A 16499-nucleotide genomic window follows, 5' to 3' on the forward strand; every position below is an offset into this window, starting at 1 on the left:
AGGCCCGCCCGGCCTCCGCCCTGTACTGCCCCCGTCCTGCCTCCTCCGATGCTATGCGGCCGGTCCCACTGCCTCGGCCCGTCCTTCGGCCGCCTCCGTCCGTTCGGCCCGGCGCAGGAGCAGCGCCGCCAGCAGACCGCCCGCCAGTACCGCGACCGCGCCGACCAGCTGGCTGGTCTCCAGGCCGGTGGCGAAAGCGTCCTTGATCGTCGCGCGCTCACCGGCGCCGTCGGCGGCGGCGAGCGCGGCCGGCAGTGAGGCGGCGCCGACGGCCGCCGGTACGAGCGCGGCGAACCGGATGTTCAGGACCGCGCCGAGCACCGCCACCCCGAGCCCGTTGCCGAACTCCGCGAGCGTGCCGTTGACGCCCGCGCCGACCCCGGCCTTCTCCGGCGGGATGGCGCTCATGATGGCGTTGGCCATCGCGGGCATCGCCAGCGCGATCCCGGCGCCCATCACGACCAGGCCGAGCAGCATCCCGGTGTACCCGTCCCGGCCGAGCACCGCGATCGCCGCGAGACCGGCCGCCAGCGCGCTCATCCCCGCCGCGATCGTGGCAGGCGTGCCCATCCTCGGCACGAGCCGCGCCCCGAGGCCGGTCAGGTTGAGAGCGACCACGGTGAGCGCCATCGGCGCCGTACGCAGTCCCGCCTCCAACGGCCCGTACCCGAGCACGAACTGAAGGTGCTGCGTGAGCAGAAAGAGAGAACCGCCCATTCCGAAGGCAACCAGGATCGCGCCCGCCACCGCGCCGATGAACTTCTGGTCCCGGAAGAAGTGCATGTCGAGCATCGGATGCGGAATGCGCAGCTCCCACACGACGAACCCGGCGAGGACCAGGATCCCGGTGAACGCCGTCAGCCCCACCCGGCCCGACGTCCAGCCGTGCTCGGGCCCGGAGATGATCGCGAACACGACCGCCGTCATGCCGACCGTGGAGAGCAGCGCGCCGAGCAGGTCGGGCCGCTCACCGCGCGGATTCTTGAACTCCGGTACGAGCCGGACGACGGCGACCAGGCCGATCAGCGCCACCGGAATGTTGATGAGGAAGATCGCGCCCCACCAGAAGTGGTTCAGCACGACCCCGCCGACGAGTGGACCGGCCGCGAAGCCGAGGGAGTTGACGGTCGACCAGAGGCCGATCGCCTTGACCCGCTCGGAGTCGTCGAAGATCTGGACGACGACGGCGAGCGTGGTGGTGATCAGCAGCGCGCCTCCGACTCCCATGCCGGCGCGGGCCGCGATGAGCTGACCGGAGGACTGCGCGAGCCCGGCCGCCAGCGAACCGATGCCGAACAAGGCGAGACCCACGACCAGCATCTTCTTCCGTCCGTACCGGTCGGCGGAGCTGCCGGCGGTGAGCAGCAGGCCGGACTGGACGAGCGAGTACGCGTTGATCATCCACTGCACGTCGGCGGTGGAGGCGTCCAGCTCCGTGGTGAGGGACGGGATCGCGACGTTGAGGACGGTGTTGTCGAGCAGCACGGTGAGCTGGGCGAGGCAGATGACGCCGAGGATCAGCCAGCGCTGCGGGTGCCCTTGAGGGGCGAGATCGGGTCGCGGTGCGGCGGGCGCCGTCATGCGGGCTCTCTTCTCGGTCTCCGGCGCGGCTGGTGCCTCGACGGTTCGGTGGGTTCTACGGTGCGGAGGACGTGCGGGCTTCTACGGTGTGCAGGACCGTGTTCTACGGCGTACAGGAGCGAGCGTTGTACACCGTAGGGCAATTCCTGTACGGCGTACAACTCCATTACGGCCGGTGCGCCGGTCCCGTCGCCCCTTGGAGAGCCATGTCACCGTGTCGCCGCATCCGCCTCCCGCACCTCCTCCTCTCCGCCGCCTTGCTGGGCGCGTTACTCGGATCGCCTCCGGTCGCCGCCGAGGCCGCCTCACGTGCTGTGCCGCTGCGGGTCGCCACGTACAACGTCCACGCCGGTGCGGGCCTGGACAACGTCTTCGATCTCGACCGGCAGACGGCCGCACTGCGCTCGCTGCGAGCGGATGTCATCGGACTCCAGGAGGCCGACCGGCACTGGGGTCCGCGCAGCGAGTGGCGCGATCTCGCCGGTGAGCTGGCCGAGCGGCTCGGCATGTACGTGTTCTTCGCGCCGATCTACAGCCTGGACCCCGCCGAAGCGGGCGGGCCACGGGCGGAGTTCGGGGTGGCGGTGCTGTCCCGGTACCGGATCGTGAGCGCCGAGAACCACGAGATCACCCGGCTCTCGACCCAGGACCCGAACCCGGTCCCTGCTCCGGCGCCCGGGTTCGGCGAGGCCGTCGTACGGGTGAAGGGCCGGCCGGTGCACGTGTACGTGACCCACCTCGACTACCGCCCGGCCCCCGCCGTACGCACCGCCCAGGTCGCCGACACCCGGCGGATCATGGCCGAGGACCGAGGCCGCCCGCAGATCCTGCTCGGCGACTTCAACGCGGAGCCCGGCGCCGCTGAACTGGACCCGCTCTGGGAGGAGCTGACGGACGCGGACCCGGGAGCGCCGACGTTCCCGGCGAAGGACCCGGTCAAGCGGATCGATTACGTGGCGGTGTCGAAGGGCGCGGCGCGGGTGCGGCGGGCGTGGGTGCCGGAGAGCGGCGCCGCCGCCTCGGACCACCGGGCGGTCGTGGCGGACCTGGACCTGGTGCTGCGGAAGCGGTGAGACTTCGGGCGGCGCGATGGGCCGATGAGTCCGGACCTGGACACCGCTCGCGGACCGCTGCCCACGGGGGGACGCAGCGAGGAGGGTGGACTCATGACAGAACACGCGGTACCGGAGGAAGGCCCGTCCATGAGCACCCCGTACGGACTGCAGGACCTGCTGGACACCCACATCGCCCGGGGATCGGTGCCGGGAGCGGTGGCGTTGGTGGCCCGAGGTGACCGGGGTGGCCGGGGTGATCGCGTGGAGGTGGCGGTGGCCGGATCGGCCACGCTCGCCGGGGCCGGGGCCGCGTCCAGGACCAAGGGCGGAACTGGAGCGTCCGCCTCGCCCATGCGGCGGAACTCGGTCTTCCGCCTCGCCTCGATCACCAAGCCGGTCGTCGCGGCGGCGGCCATGACGCTGGTCGAGGACGGCCTGATCGCGCCCGCCGACCCGGTCGCCGCCTGGCTGCCCGAACTGGCCTCGCCGCTGGTCGTCCGGACCCCGCAGAGCCCGGTCGAAGACCTGGTGTCGGCGGTCCGGCCGATCACGCTCCTGGACCTGCTGACCTTCCGGGCCGGATACGGATTTCCGTCCGACTTCTCGCTCCCGGCCGTCGCGCCGCTCCTCACCGAGCTGAAACAGGGCCCTCCGCAACCGCAGGCCGTGCCCGCGCCGGACGCCTGGATGGCCGAGCTCTCCCGGATCCCGCTGCTCCACCAGCCGGGCGACGGCTGGCTGTACAACACGTGCGCCGACATCCTCGGCGTCCTGATCGCCCGCGTCGCCGACCGCCCGCTGGACGCGTACCTGGCGGAGCGGCTGTTCGAGCCCCTCGGCATGACGGACACCGGGTTCGCCGTCCCGCCCGCCGCGCTGGACCGGTTCACCGGCTACTACCGGGCCGGAGAGGGCGGCGAACCGGAGCTGGTCGACGCGCCGGACGGGCAGTGGAGCATCCCGCCCGCCTTCCCGTCCGGCGCCGGCGGCCTGGTCTCGACCGTCGACGACTGGTACGCCTTCGGCCGGATGCTGCTCGCCGACGGCCTGGCGGACGACGGGCGGCGGGTCCTGGCCGGCGAGTCGGTACGCCAGATGATCACCGACCAGCTCACTCCGGACCAGCGCGCGGCGAGCGGTCTCTTCACGGAGGGCCAGGGCTGGGGCTTCGGCGGCTCGGTGGACGTCGAGATCACCGCCCCGTACAACGTGCCGGGCCGCTACGGCTGGATCGGCGGCACCGGCACCACGGCCCACGTCATCCCGTCCACCGGCACGGTCGCCGTCCTGCTCACGCAGCTGGAGCTGGCCGGACCCGTCGCGCCGCAGCTGATGCGGGACTTCTGGACGTACGCGGCCGGAGCCGGATTCTGAGCCCGGCCCCGGCCACGTACGCGTCAGGCCATCAACTCGCCGGTTGCGTCAGGTCGTAGAAGGTGGCGGTGCCGACGGTGACCTCGGTGAAGTTCTCCGTCACCCAGGACGAGATCTGCGACGAGGTGCCGGCGCTCCCGCCCATGCCTCCGCCTCCTCCGCCGCCTCCCATGCCTCCGCCCGAGACGAAGTAGTGGATCCGGCCCTCCTCCAGGTACTCCTTGAACTGCGCGAGCGTCGGTGACGGATCGCTGCCGTTGAAGCCGCCGATGGCCATCACCGGTTCGCCGGTGGCGAGTTGGTAGCTGGCCGCGTTCTGCGCGCCGATGGCTGCGGCGGTCCAGGTGTAGGCGTCCGCGTCCTTCTCCAGGAGCGCCTTCGCCTCGGTGGAGACGGACGCGCCGTTGAGCAGCCCGCCCATACCGCTGCCGTCCCTCATACCTTCGCCGAAGCCTCCAGGGATGGTCGTCCCGCCGGGCGCGTTGCCGGGCTGGCCTCCTTGAGATGGGCCCAGGGCTTGACCTTGACCTCGACCCGGGACCTGCCCCTGTCCAGGCGGCTGCTGCATCCCGCCACGCTGACCGCCGTCCCCGCCACCAAAGCCACCAGGACCACCTCGGCCGCCACCGCCACCGCCCGGTCCGCCCATCCCGAAGCCGGCCCCCGAAGGCCCGGCGGTCACGATCGACCCCTGGTGCCCGGAGTTCAACGTACTGACGGTGTACGCGGCCGGCCCCGCCAGCGACGCCACAAAGCTCAGCCCCACCACCGCGAGCGCCGCCCCACGCCCGCCGAACCGCCCCACCACCAGCATCCCGACAGCCCCCACCAGCCCGCCCACGAGCACCGCCCACCGCAGCCACGGCAGGTACTCCGGAGTCCGGCCCAGCAGCACGTACGCCCAGACCACCGTCGTCACCACCGCGCCCCCCAGCACCACCCTCGGCCACCAGGCCGCCCGCTCCTCCCAGAGCACGGTCACACCCATGGCGACGAGCGCCGCGATGTACGGAGCGAGGGCCACCGTGTAGTACTGGTGGAAGATCCCGGCCATGAAGCTGAACACCGCACCGGTCATCACCAGCGCACCGCCCCACGCCAGGAACGCGGCCCGCGCGGAATCGGTCCGTCCGGCCTTCCGGGTCAGCCAGAGACCGGCCAGCAGCAGGATCAGCGCGGCGGGCAGCAGCCACGCGATCTGGCCGCCCACCTCGGAGTTGAACATCCGCCCGATCCCGGTCTCACCCCAGCCACCGCCACCACGGCCACCGCCTCCGCCGACGCTCCCGGTCTCCTCACCGTTGAGCCGGCCGAGCCCGTTGTAGCCGAAGGTCAGCTCCAGGAACGAGTTGTTCTGCGAGCCGCCGACGTACGGTCGCGACGACGCCGGCATCAGCTCCACGATCGCCACCCACCAGCCACCGGCGAGGACCATCGTCAGCGCGGAGAGCGCGAGTTGGCCGAGCCGCTTCCGTACGGGAACCGGCGCGCACACCGCGTACAGCACGGCCAGCGGCGGCAGGATCAGGAACGCCTGCAAGGTCTTCGCCAGGAACGCGAACCCCACCGCCGCGCCCGCCCAGAGCAGCCACGTGGTCCGGCCCCGCTCCAGCGCCCGCAGCACGCACCACACGGTGACGGTCATCAGCAGCGCGAGCAGCGCGTCCGGGTTGTTGAAGCGGAACATCAGCGCGGCGACCGGCGTCAGCGCGAACACGCCGACCGCGATCAGCCCGGCGACCGGACCGAAGCGACGGCGTACGGCGGTGTCGAGCACGGCCGCCGTGGCCACGCCCATCAGCACCTGCGGCGCCAGGATGGCCCAGGAGTTGAGGCCGAAGAGCCGTACGGAGAGGGCCATCGGCCAGAGCGCGGCCGGCGGCTTGTCGACGGTGATGGCGTTGGCGGAGTCCAGCGAGCCGAAGAAGAACGCCTTCCAGCTCTGGCTGCCGGCCTGGACGGCGGCGGAGTAGAAGGAGTTGGCGTAACCGGAGGCGCTGAGGTTGTAGAGGTAGGCGAGCCCGACGGCCAGGAGGAGCCCGTACAGCGCGGGCCGGGCCCAGCGAGGGCCGCCGGACGCCGCCGGCGCGGGCGCCGGGATCGGAGGGGCGACGGTCGTGGTCATCGGAGGTCCTCGGGTTCGGAGCAGGCGCGGGCCGGGAAGACCCAGGCGCGCAGGAGAAGGAAGCGCAGCACGGTGGCGGCGAGGTTGGCGGTGATCAGGACGGCCAGCTCGGTGGAGTGCGACGGCGAGCCGGTGGCCGCGCCGAGCGCCGCGAGCGAACCGCTGGTGAGAGCGAGGCCGATCGCGAACACGACGAGGCCCTGGGCCTGATGGCGTACGGCTCCGCTCCGGCCGCGTACGCCGAAGGTGAGACGGCGGTTGGCGGCGGTGTTGGCGACGGCGGACACGAGGAGCGCACCGCCGTTGGCGAGCTGCGGGCCGACGCCGAGCCGGAGGAGCGAGTAGAGCGCCAGGTAGAAGAGCGTGGAGAGGGCTCCCACGGCACAGAATCCGATGAGCTGCCTGGCCAGTCCGCGCTCCACGCCGGTCAGCGCCCGGTCGCGCGGGTCGTCGCCGAAGGGCCGGGCCAGCCGGTCCAGCGGTAGCGCGCCGACGGCGAGCGCGCGTCCCACCCGCCACACGCCTTTGAGGTCCTCGGTCGCCGTCCGCACGAGGTGGACGGTCGAGTCGGGGTCGTCGATCCAGTCGACGGGCACCTCGTGGATACGCAGCCCGGCCCGCTCCGCGAGGACCAGCAGCTCGGTGTCGAAGAACCAGCCGCTGTCCTCCACCATCGGCAGCAGCCGCTCGGCCACCTCGCTCCGGATCGCCTTGAACCCGCACTGGGCGTCGCTGAAACCGGCGGCGAGCGAGGAGCGCAGGATGAGGTTGTAGGCGCGCGAGATGAACTCCCGCTTCGACCCGCGCACCACCCGCGCACTCCGCGCGAGCCGCGAGCCGATGGCCAGGTCGGAGTGGCCGGAGATCAGCGGCGCGACCAGCGGGAGGAGCGCGTTGAGGTCGGTGGAGAGGTCGACGTCCATGTAGGCGAGGACGGGTGCGTCGGAGTCCGACCAGACCGTACGCAGCGCCCGCCCGCGACCTTTTTCCTCCAGCCGTACGCTGCGCACCTCGGCCAGCTCCGCCGCCAGCGTGGCCGCCACGGCCGGCGTGGAGTCGGTGGACGCGTTGTCGGCGACGGTGATGCGGAAGGCGTACGGGAAGGTGCGCGAGAGGTGGTCGTGCAGGCGCAGGACGCAGGGCCGGAGGTCCTTCTCCTCGTTGTGGACGGGGACGACGACGTCGAGCACGGGGACGCGGGAGGCGGCAGACGCCGTCTGCCGGGCCGGGAGGTGCTCCCTGACCGGCAGAGGGCCGCGGTGCCCGTCTCCGCGGTTCGCGCTGCGGCGGCCGTCGGTGCCGGGGCCGCTCCGGAGGCTGTCGGTGGTGGTCATGGCACCGACGTTCGCCAACCGCGCTGTCACACCGGTGTGGTGAGCCTGTCCCTGTCCTGTGAACCCTGGTGTGCGGACGTTTCGGCCGGCAGCTCGACCGCGAAGACCGTGCGGCCGGGCGCCGAGTCCACTCGTACGCGGCCGCCGTGCGCGGAGACGACGGCCTGCACGATGGCGAGACCGAGGCCGGTGGAGCCGCCGGTCTTCTCGCCGGCGGCGCCACGGGTGCGCGAGGCGTCACCGCGCGCGAACCGCTCGAAGACGTGCGGCAGCAGCTCGGCCGGAATCCCGGGCCCGTCGTCCCGGACCTCCAGCGTGACCGGCCCATCCACACGTACGGCAACCGTCACCGTGGTGCCCGGCGGAGTGTGGGTGCGGGCGTTGGCCAGCAGGTTGACCAGTACCTGCTGGAGCCGGGCGGGATCGGCGCGTACGGTCACGGGTTCGCCGGGCAGCTCCAGCCGCCAGTGGTGGAGTGCGTCGGCGCCGGTGGCGGCGGCGTCGGCGGCCCGGGCGTCGCTCACCGCGTCCACGACCGACGGCAGCAGATCAGTGCTCTCGTACGAGAGCGGGCGTCCGGCATCGAGCCGCGCGAGCAGCAGCAGATCCTCCACCAGGCCGGTCATCCGGTCCGCCTCCGACTCGATCCGCCCGAGCGCGTGCCGGGTGACGGCGTCGGACTCCGGCACACCACTTCCCGACGCGCGTCGGGTCAGCTCGGCGTACCCGCGGATCGAGGCCAGCGGAGTCCGCAGCTCATGGCTGGCGTCGGCGACGAACTGCCGTACCCGCGTCTCGCTCTCCTGACGGACCACCAGCGCCGAACCGACGTGCCCGAGCATCCGGTTGAGCGCCGCGCCGACCTGTCCGACCTCCGTACGAGAATCGGCCTCGGCGTCCGGAACGCGCTCGAGGAGCGCCACCTCACCGCTGTGGAGCGGGAGTTCGGCGACCCGGGTGGCGGTGGCGGCGACCCGGCGCAGCGGACGCAGAGCGACGCCGACGAGGACGGTGCCGGCGAGCGATGCCGCGATGAGGCCGGCGGCGGTGACGCAGACCTCCACGACGATCAGGGTCGTGAGCGCGCCGCTGACCTCGGCGGTCGGGATGCCGACGAGGACGGTGTGGCCATCGGTGGTGGTGGCGGCCTCGACGCGGTAGCCGCCGATGCCGGGCAGCTCGACGCTCCGGGCGTCGTCGCCGACCGCCGGAGCCACCGCCTCCAGCGCCTGCCGCTGCGCCTCCGTCAGGGGCTCCGCGCTCTCCTGGGAGCGCAGCCCGCTGTCCGCGACGACCTTCGACGCGGTGACGTCCCCGTCGTCCACGAGCGCGCCGAACGTGCCGAGCGGCTGCCCGCCGCCGCCGACGAAGCCGAGCGGACCGGCGTCCCGGAGAGCTTCCGGCACGGGTCCTGGCGGCCGCTCGGCGCGTACGGCGATGGAGTGGAGCTGGTCGTCGAGCTTGCCGTACAGGTAGCTGTGGAAGGCGATGGCGGTGACGGACCCGATGACGGCCGCGACGACGGCGATCAGGGACACGGCGGAGACGACGAGCCGCGTCCGCAGGGTCCACGGCCGCCGCGCCTTCACCGCGAGGCTGCCACTCACCGGGCTATTCACCGGGCTTGATCAGATACCCCGCCCCACGCCGGGTGTGGATCATCGGCGTCCGACCGGCGTCGATCTTCTTGCGGAGGTAGGAGATGTAGAGCTCGACCACGTTGGCCTGGCCGCCGAAGTCGTAGTTCCAGACCCGGTCCAGGATCTGCGCCTTGCTGAGCACGCGGCGCGGATTGCGCATCAGGAACCGCAGCAGTTCGAACTCGGTGGCCGTCAGATGGATCCCGACCCCGCCCCGGCTCACCTCATGGCTGTCCTCGTCGAGCACCAGGTCGCCGACGGTGAGCGTCGACTGGCTCCGCCCGGCCGCGAGCGCCGTGCCCGAGCGGCGGATGAGCCCGCGCAGCCGGGCCACGACCTCCTCCAGGCTGAACGGCTTGGTCACGTAGTCGTCGCCGCCGGCCGTGAGCCCGGCGATCCGGTCCTCCACTGCGTCCCGAGCCGTGAGGAAGAGGACCGGCACGTCGGAGTGGTCGCGCCGGAGCCGGCCCAGCACGGAGAGCCCGTCCATGTCCGGGAGCATCACGTCGAGCACCACGGCGTCCGGCCGGAAGTCGCGGGCCGCGCGGACGGCCCCGGCCCCGTCACCGGCGCTGCGCACCTCCCATCCCTCGTAGCGCAGTGCCATCGAGAGCAGCTCGGCGAGCGGAGCCTCGTCGTCCACGACCAGGACGCGCACGGGCGTACGGTCCGGCCTGAGCAGTTCGGTACGCCTCTGGGGCGCGGTCGTCGTCGTCATGGGCACCAGCCTGTGAGCTGCCCGTGAGAGAAGCCTGACCCGTTTCTGTGAATTGCCTGAGAAAGCGGGCGGCTTTTACGCGGGGCTCCCGAACAGCGCCTCGGCGTTCCGGAAGCAGACGGCCCGCAGCCACTCCTCCCCGAGCTCCAGCCGCTCCAGGGCCTCCAGCTGGTGGACGTACGGATACGGAATGTTCGGGAAGTCCGTCCCGAGCAGGATCCGGTCCCCGAGATCGGCGAGCCGTCCTCGCCGGCCGGCCGGAAACGGCGAGAGCCGCTCGCTGAAGTCGGTGAACGCCATCGTCGTGTCGAGCCGCACCTCCGGATACGTCTCCGCCAGCGCCAGGAACTCCGCGTACTCCGGCATCCCCATGTGCGCCACGATCAGCCGCAGCCGAGGATGGCGCGCAAGGAGCCGCCCGATCGGCTCCGGCCCGGTGAACCTTCCCGGCGCCGGCCCGGACCCGCAGTGCATCACGACCGGCACACCGGCCTCGGCGAGAAGTCCCCAAGCACCGTCCAGCAACGGGTTGTTGGCGTCGTACGCACCGACCTGGAGGTGCGACTTGAAGACCCGCGCTCCGCTCTCGACGGCCTCCTTCACGTACAACTCCACGCCGTCCTCCGGGAAGAGGGTCGCGGTGTGCAGACAGTCGGGCGTCCGAGCGGCGAAGCCGGCGGCCCAGCCGTTGAGCCAGCGGGCCATGCCGGGCTTGTGCGGATAGAGCATGGAGGTGAAGCGAAGCACGCCGAACGACCTCAGCACGGACAGCCGTTGCTCTTCCTCGTACCGATAGGTGATCGGCCACTCCAGCCCGGTGAGCGGCCCGGCGGAGTCGAAGTAGGCCCAGACCTTGCGCAGGACCTGCTCGGGCATGAAGTGGGTGTGGACGTCGATGATCCCGGGCAGCCCGAGCCGCTCCCAGAACCGCACGACGTCATGGCTGTCGTCTTCCACCAGCAGCTCCCTGCAGGGCCTCGTCGGGCAAGGTCAGAACAACCCACCCTGCACGCCACCGCCCGCGATGTCGATGAAGGGCACACGCACTTCACCTTCGGCCACGCCGGCGGGCTGAAAGGCCTCCAGCTCCCACCCGGTGATCAACCGCGTATCGAGCACGACCACACCACCTTCGCCGCCCACCGCAAGGTGCAGATCGGGCCCGGCCGCGGCCACGAGCCGCCCGGCGACCACACCACCGTCGACCAGCTCACTCACCGACCGTGTGGCACCGGCCGAACGGTCCAGCCCGAAGATCTGTGTGTGATCGACGACTTCAAGAGGTACGGGCTCCAACGACTCGGGCCAGCCGCGCCCTTGAAGCGCCACGGCCCGCCCGTACGACTCCACCACCTCATCGAACCGCTGGCGCTCGCCCGGCAGTTGACCTCGCACGGCCCGCTTCCGTGCGTACGGGATCCGGTCCGGCACGCCGAGGGCCGCCCGCAGCACCTCCTCGGTCCGCCGGGCGGCCATCAGGGGCCCGCGCCCGAGCCAGGTGTACGCCACGGCCCCCTGCTCCCGCAGCCGCGCCCCGCCCCGCTCCTCCCGGGTGATCCCGACCTTGACGAGACCGGGCCCGAACCAGGCGAGATAGACACGGTACGTACGCGGGTCGTCCACCATCGTGTCGGCGGCCACCGAGTGGGCCCGGTCCAGCCGCGCACACTCCGGGCACCGGCCCCCGGTGGAACGCCCGGCCACCAAGGCCTTCAGCGGGCACACATTCCCCCGGGCCCCCACACAGTGCCGCTCGCCCAGCGCCCGAAACCCGAGCCGACCCCCGTACGCCAGCGTGCTCACCCACCGCTCGGCGCCCCTGCTCCACGCCAGCTGCGGCCCGTCCCCCGGCCACGCGACCCCGGTACACCGCCACCCGAAGGCCACCCGAACTCCGCTCTCTCCGTCCCGCCGGGGCCTCACGCCCCGAACGCGAAGGCTAACGGGCTCCGGGAGCGAGCCCTCCCGGACCACCGGCCGGACCGGCGGCAGGACCAGCAGGCGCACCGGCGGCACGACCGGCAGGCGGGCCACCGACCGGGCCACCGGCCGCGCCTCCACCCACACCCTCGATCCGCCGCCGCATCCGGGCCATCCGGCGGACGAAGCGCCGGTTGAACCAGACCATCCACCCGAGGAACGCGGCACCGAACGCGAGCCCCCACAGGCCCGCCGCCACGTTCCCGGAGGCGAACCAGAGCATCGGCATCCCGAGGAAGATCAGCCCGAGCAACGGGAAGGCCCACCACCGGTTGCGCCGCAGCTTCTCCTCCCGGCGCCGGATCAGCCGGACCATGGCAGCCTGCTCGGCCGGGTCCTCGGGCAGCTCACCGTTGCTCGCGATGCGCCGCTCCAGCTCCGGCACCCGCGCCGCGTCGGTCCCGACGGCCCGGGCGTCACGGCGCCGGCGCCGCATCACGTACCACGTCATGAACCCGGCGTAGACGAACCCGCCGACCAGAATCCCGGGCCAGCCGGACCACCCGTCGAAGGCCAGCCGGATACCGACCCACACCGCCAGCACCAGCAGCGCCATCGCCCACCACCGGTCCTGCCACCGCTGCACCTGGCCGTGCCGTTGCGACCCCATGGCCAACCTCCGCGCCCGGGCGCGCCCATCACGCCCCGTGCGAGTCCGGTTACCCCGGCTCAAGATCCTGATGCGGCGGGCCCGTGACCGCGCACGGCCTCACCGCCTCCGCTGCAGGCACCCGCGCCCAACAACGTAACGAGGGAGGGAGACAGCAGAGCCGTCCAACGCCACGTCCCAGCACAGCAGTTCGTCACTTCGGTCGCCACCCGGCCGACATGGAGCCATGCTGTCCCCGCACGAGGCGAGGATGCCAGCGCCTGCCGCCCCGACATACAGGGGCGGCACCCCGAGAGCTTCGCGCAGCCGCGAGCGTAGGATCCGGACCATGGCTCTGACGCGGACCCACATGGACCGGTTCGAGGCCTCCATGCCCCGTCTGGAGGCCATCGCCTACCGGCTGCTCGGCTCGGCGAGCGATGCCGAGGACGCCGTGCAGGACACGTTCCTGCGGTGGCAGGCCGCCGACATCGACCGCATCGAGGTCCCCGAGGCCTGGCTGACCAAGGTCCTCACCAACCTCTGCCTCAACCAGCTCACCTCGGCCCGCGCCCGCCGCGAGTCGTACGTCGGCCAGTGGCTGCCCGAACCGCTGCTCGCCGGAGACCCGATGCTCGGCCCGGCCGAAACCGCCGAGCAGCGCGAGTCGGTCTCGTACGCCGTGCTCGCCCTCATGGAGCGCCTCTCGCCGAACGAGCGGGTGGTGTACGTGCTGCGGGAGGCGTTCGACTACCCGCACCGGAGGATCGCGGAGATCCTGGACATCAACGAGGCCGCCTGCCAGCAGATCTTCCACCGCGCCAAGAAGCACGTCGCGCAGGGCAAGGCCCGTACGGAGATCGATGAGGCCGCCGCCCGGCGGATCGTGGAGGAGTTCCTGGCCGCCGCGACCAGCGGGCAGACCGAGCCGCTCGTCCGGCTCCTCACGTCGGACGCCATCGCGATCGGCGACGGCGGCGGGAAGGTTCCGGCGCGCACCACGCCGTTCCAGGGCGCGCTCGCGGTCGCCAAGTTCATGCGGGGCCTGTTCAAGCCCGGCAAGGCCAAGCGCGCTCTCCTGGGCGGCACCGCCGAGATCCACGCCACGACCGCCAACGGCGTCCCGGCCCTCGTGGTGGTCGTCGGCGACCGGGTGGTCGGCATCATGTGCCTGGAGGTCACGCCCGAGGGCATCGCCGCGTTCCGCAACCAGGCCAACCCCGACAAGCTCGAACGCGCGACGAGGCAGTGGGCGGCCACCGACCACGGCGAACCCCTGCTCCACGCCTTCTGACTCCTCCGTGACGCAGGTCACATCACACACCTGTCAGGAAACGACGGGCTGCCCGGTTCAAGGGGCGAAGCCGCGCGAGACAGGAGACAGGTCATGCAGGACGGACAGCACGGATCCCACGGACAGCACCGCGTCCTCGTCATCGGAGCCGGGTACGCCGGAGCCATCGCCGCCGGCCGCCTCGCCAGACGGCTGCGGAGCGAGGACGTCACCATCACCCTCGTCAACGCGGAGCCGGACTTCGTCGAGCGGGTGAGGATGCACCAGCTGGCGGTCGGCCAGGAGCTGAGGCCCCGCCCGTTCAGCGCGATGTTCGCGGGTACGGGAGTGCGGCTGAGGGTCGCGAGGGTGACGGCCGTGGACGCGGACGGCAGGACGGTCACCGTCACGGACGAGCAGGGCACCGAGGAACTCCCGTACGACACCCTCGTGTACGCCCTCGGCAGCACCTGGAACACCCACGGCGTCCCCGGCGCCGCCGAACACGCTCACGACATCGCCGGCCGCCCCGGCGCTCTCCGGCTGCGCGAACGCCTGGCCGGCCTGGGCGCCGGACAGCCCGTGGTCGTCGTCGGCGGCGGCCTCACCGGCCTGGAGGCGGCAACCGAGATCGCCGAGGCCCGCCCGGACCTGGCCGTGGCCCTCGCCGCGCGGGGCGCACTGGGCGACTGGCTCTCCCCGAAGGGCCGCCGCCACCTGCGCAAGGTCTGCGACAAGCTCGGCATCACCGTGCACGAACACACGGCCGTCACCGCCGTCACCGCCGAACACGTCACCACCTCGACCACCACGATCCCGGCCGTGGTCACCGTGTGGACGGCAGGCTTCGCGGTCCACCCGATCGCGCAGGCGACCACGCTGAAGATCGACGCCATGGGCCGGATCGAGGTGGACGACACCATGCGCTCGCTCTCCCACCCGGACGTGTACGCCATAGGCGACGCGGCCCTGGTGATGGGCCCCGGCGACAAGCCCCTGCGCATGGCCTGTGCCACGGGCGGCCCGACCGCGTGGCAGGCCGCCGACTCCATCGCGGCCCGCCTGACCGGCACCAAGTCCCCGACCATCCCGCTCCGCTACTTCAACCAGTGCATCTCGCTGGGCCGCAAGGAGGGCCTGATCCAGTACGTCACCGCCGACGACCGCGCCCGCCCCGCCGCCCTGACCGGCCGCCTGGCCGCGCTCTATAAGGAACTGGTCTGCAAGGGCGCCACCTGGGTCGTCACCAACCCGACCCTCGGCCTGCCGACCCGTCGCCGCACCGTCGTACAGCAGCCGACACCCGCGCCGCACCCGACCACCGCGAACGCCGGATGACGCGAGAGGCCCCCAGGATGTCTCCTGGGGGCCTCTGGCCTGCTGTGCACTCGGCAGGATTCGAACCTGCAACCTTCTGATCCGTAGTCAGATGCTCTATCCGTTAAGCTACGAGTGCTTGGCGTTCCGGGCTTTTCTGCCTGGTCGGCGTTGCGGGAACAACATTACATGACCTGCGCCGTGACGCGAAATCCATTGCCCGCACCACCTCTGACCTGCGGAAACACTCTCCTGGGGCAGATCCGGGCCACCCCCTTGACGAGGCCGTGCGGCCGCTCCGGCGCCAGGAACGGCCGAAGCCCCGTGCCAGGGGCACGGGGCTTCGGGTGGAGCGGAGGCGGAGGGATTTGAACCCTCGATGGGCTTTAAGACCCAAACCGCATTAGCAGTGCGGCGCCATAGACCGGACTAGGCGACGCCTCCTCCACACACCTCGCGCGGACGCGAGTGGTGCGTGCAGATGATGACACAGTCGAACGTCGTGTCACCAATCGCCGCTCAGGTTACTAGCCATGCGGGGGCCAGGGCAAAGCACTTCGGCGTGGTGGCGCAACGTCCGGGGCTCGGAGGCGTTAGAGAGGCGTGGAGGCTTCGGCCTCCGTCGGTCGGGTGCGGCCGGGAGCGGTCGGCCCGCCGCTGACCACCCCACCGCCCGCCTCGTCATCCGTCGCACCGCGGTCGTCCGTGACCGTGGTGCGGAGATACAGGAGCCCGCATGTTGCGCCGTCTCGCTCTCACCGCCGTCGTCACGCTCGCCGCGCTGTCCGCCACCGCGCCCGCCGCGACCGCTTCCGCGACCGCCACCGGTCCGGTGCCCTCCGCCGTGCCCACCGCCGGGCCCCTCTCCTCGGCCTTCCCCGCGCTCGGGCCGCTGCCCGTGCCGCTTCCGCCGCTGCCCTCGTTCCTGGACGGCGGCAGCGGCGTGGGCCAGGAGAAGCCCGCCGCGCGGACCCGGCTCACCGTGACCGTGGAGCGCTCCGGGGTCGCCGGCGCCGACGGGACGTTCGAGCTGACCTGCGGGCCCACCGGCGGCACCCACCCGGAGCGGCAGGGCGCCTGCGACCGGCTCTCGGAGGTCGGGGCGACGCGGACGGGGCCGGACCTGTTCCGGGCGGCGCCCGAGGGCACCATGTGCACCATGATCTACGGCGGCGACGCCTCCGCCCGCATCGTCGGGACCTGGGAGGGCCGACCCGTGGACACCACCGTGACCCGGGGCGACGGCTGCGAGATCGCGCGCTGGAACAACCTCGTTCCGGTGCTCCCCGATCTTCGGTAAGGCCTCGGCAGAGCCCGTTCCGCCTCGCGTCCGCGCACGTCACAGGGTGCGCGGACGCTCACGTCATAGGCCACCGGCGTACACGCCGTGCACAGAACCTTGGTGAGAGCTCCCCCTCATCCGCCGCCCCCGGGCCCTCCCCTGGCCTTAGACTCCTCCAGTGACAGTCTGCGGCCCGAGGGGCAAGATGGGGCCCGCTGTCGGCAAGGTGCG

Annotated in this window: 13 protein-coding genes and 2 tRNA genes; 5 read left to right on the forward strand and 10 right to left on the reverse strand. The window is 72.1% G+C overall.

Annotated features, from left to right (window positions below):
- Window positions 1-51: 51 nt before the first annotated feature.
- Window positions 52-1581 (reverse strand): MFS transporter, encoded by a 1530-nt coding sequence (locus tag ABZ267_RS31205; protein ID WP_356753857.1) that lies wholly within the window; start codon window positions 1579-1581, stop codon window positions 52-54.
- 206 nt (window positions 1582-1787) lie between these two features.
- Here ABZ267_RS31205 and ABZ267_RS31210 point away from each other — a divergent pair, with 206 nt between their 5' ends.
- Together ABZ267_RS31210 and ABZ267_RS31215 are read left to right on the forward strand one after the other, a co-directional pair.
- Complete coding sequence (locus ABZ267_RS31210; protein WP_356753859.1) at window positions 1788-2654, forward strand: endonuclease/exonuclease/phosphatase family protein; 867 nt, start codon at window positions 1788-1790, stop codon at window positions 2652-2654.
- Window positions 2655-2783: 129 nt separating this feature from the next.
- Window positions 2784-4010 (forward strand): serine hydrolase domain-containing protein, encoded by a 1227-nt coding sequence (locus ABZ267_RS31215; protein ID WP_356753918.1) that lies wholly within the window; start codon window positions 2784-2786, stop codon window positions 4008-4010.
- 31 nt (window positions 4011-4041) lie between these two features.
- On the opposite strand, the gene ABZ267_RS31220 is transcribed toward ABZ267_RS31215, so the two are convergent.
- The 7 genes from ABZ267_RS31220 to ABZ267_RS31250 all read right to left on the reverse strand — a co-directional run bounded on the left by ABZ267_RS31220 (window position 4042) and on the right by ABZ267_RS31250 (window position 12417).
- Complete coding sequence (locus ABZ267_RS31220; RefSeq protein ID WP_356753861.1) at window positions 4042-6135, reverse strand: glycosyltransferase family 39 protein; 2094 nt, start codon at window positions 6133-6135, stop codon at window positions 4042-4044.
- On the reverse strand, window positions 6132-7469 hold the full coding sequence (locus ABZ267_RS31225) for a bifunctional glycosyltransferase family 2/GtrA family protein (RefSeq protein ID WP_356753863.1): 1338 nt from the start codon (window positions 7467-7469) through the stop codon (window positions 6132-6134). The genes ABZ267_RS31220 and ABZ267_RS31225 overlap by 4 nt, the downstream gene beginning before the upstream one ends.
- 26 nt (window positions 7470-7495) lie before the next feature.
- On the reverse strand, window positions 7496-9076 hold the full coding sequence (locus ABZ267_RS31230; RefSeq protein ID WP_356753865.1) for a HAMP domain-containing sensor histidine kinase: 1581 nt from the start codon (window positions 9074-9076) through the stop codon (window positions 7496-7498).
- Between the two features lie 4 nt (window positions 9077-9080).
- Window positions 9081-9827 carry a response regulator transcription factor gene (locus tag ABZ267_RS31235; RefSeq protein ID WP_356753866.1) on the reverse strand — a complete coding sequence of 249 codons (747 nt, stop codon included), beginning with the start codon at window positions 9825-9827 and terminating at the stop codon, window positions 9081-9083.
- Between the two features lie 75 nt (window positions 9828-9902).
- Window positions 9903-10784, reverse strand: coding sequence for an amidohydrolase family protein (locus ABZ267_RS31240; RefSeq protein WP_356753868.1), 882 nt, complete (start codon window positions 10782-10784; stop codon window positions 9903-9905).
- 33 nt (window positions 10785-10817) lie between these two features.
- Window positions 10818-11714 carry a DUF2797 domain-containing protein gene (locus ABZ267_RS31245; protein ID WP_356753870.1) on the reverse strand — a complete coding sequence of 299 codons (897 nt, stop codon included), beginning with the start codon at window positions 11712-11714 and terminating at the stop codon, window positions 10818-10820.
- Window positions 11715-11766: 52 nt separating this feature from the next.
- Complete coding sequence (locus ABZ267_RS31250; protein ID WP_356753872.1) at window positions 11767-12417, reverse strand: hypothetical protein; 651 nt, start codon at window positions 12415-12417, stop codon at window positions 11767-11769.
- Between the two features lie 328 nt (window positions 12418-12745).
- On the opposite strand from ABZ267_RS31250, the gene ABZ267_RS31255 reads away from it, so the two are divergent.
- Entirely contained in the window at window positions 12746-13690 is a 945-nt protein-coding gene (locus ABZ267_RS31255) for an RNA polymerase sigma-70 factor (RefSeq protein WP_356753874.1), read from the forward strand.
- A gap of 93 nt (window positions 13691-13783) precedes the next feature.
- Window positions 13784-15007, forward strand: a complete 1224-nt coding sequence (locus ABZ267_RS31260) for an FAD-dependent oxidoreductase (RefSeq protein WP_356753876.1) — start codon at window positions 13784-13786, stop codon at window positions 15005-15007.
- A gap of 45 nt (window positions 15008-15052) precedes the next feature.
- On the opposite strand, the gene ABZ267_RS31265 is transcribed toward ABZ267_RS31260, so the two are convergent.
- Both ABZ267_RS31265 and ABZ267_RS31270 read right to left on the reverse strand, forming a co-directional pair.
- A tRNA-Arg gene (locus ABZ267_RS31265) sits at window positions 15053-15125 on the reverse strand.
- 214 nt (window positions 15126-15339) lie between these two features.
- Window positions 15340-15430: transfer RNA gene (locus ABZ267_RS31270), tRNA-Ser, on the reverse strand.
- 292 nt (window positions 15431-15722) lie between these two features.
- Here ABZ267_RS31270 and ABZ267_RS31275 point away from each other — a divergent pair.
- The gene (locus tag ABZ267_RS31275; RefSeq protein ID WP_356753878.1) at window positions 15723-16286 is read left to right on the forward strand and encodes an SSI family serine proteinase inhibitor; all 564 of its coding nucleotides are present in this window, start codon (window positions 15723-15725) and stop codon (window positions 16284-16286) included.
- The last annotated feature ends 213 nt before the right edge of the window (window positions 16287-16499 follow it).

It is taken from the genome of Streptomyces sp. NPDC006174 (assembly GCF_040614075.1).
Classification (GTDB): Bacteria; Actinomycetota; Actinomycetes; order Streptomycetales; family Streptomycetaceae; genus Streptomyces.

Bases quoted from the DNA above. Each gene is read 5' to 3' on its own strand.
- ABZ267_RS31260 (WP_356753876.1), top strand. From the start codon at position 13,784: ATGCAGGACGGACAGCACGGATCCCACGGACAGCACCGCGTCCTCGTC.
- ABZ267_RS31210 (WP_356753859.1), top strand. From the start codon at position 1,788: ATGTCACCGTGTCGCCGCATCCGCCTCCCGCACCTCCTCCTCTCCGCC.
- ABZ267_RS31220 (WP_356753861.1), bottom strand. From the start codon at position 6,135: ATGACCACGACCGTCGCCCCTCCGATCCCGGCGCCCGCGCCGGCGGCG.
- ABZ267_RS31215 (WP_356753918.1), top strand. From the start codon at position 2,784: ATGAGCACCCCGTACGGACTGCAGGACCTGCTGGACACCCACATCGCC.
- ABZ267_RS31225 (WP_356753863.1), bottom strand. From the start codon at position 7,469: ATGACCACCACCGACAGCCTCCGGAGCGGCCCCGGCACCGACGGCCGC.
- ABZ267_RS31250 (WP_356753872.1), bottom strand. From the start codon at position 12,417: ATGGGGTCGCAACGGCACGGCCAGGTGCAGCGGTGGCAGGACCGGTGG.
- ABZ267_RS31235 (WP_356753866.1), bottom strand. From the start codon at position 9,827: ATGACGACGACGACCGCGCCCCAGAGGCGTACCGAACTGCTCAGGCCG.
- ABZ267_RS31275 (WP_356753878.1), top strand. From the start codon at position 15,723: ATGTTGCGCCGTCTCGCTCTCACCGCCGTCGTCACGCTCGCCGCGCTG.
- ABZ267_RS31205 (WP_356753857.1), bottom strand. From the start codon at position 1,581: ATGACGGCGCCCGCCGCACCGCGACCCGATCTCGCCCCTCAAGGGCAC.
- ABZ267_RS31255 (WP_356753874.1), top strand. From the start codon at position 12,746: ATGGCTCTGACGCGGACCCACATGGACCGGTTCGAGGCCTCCATGCCC.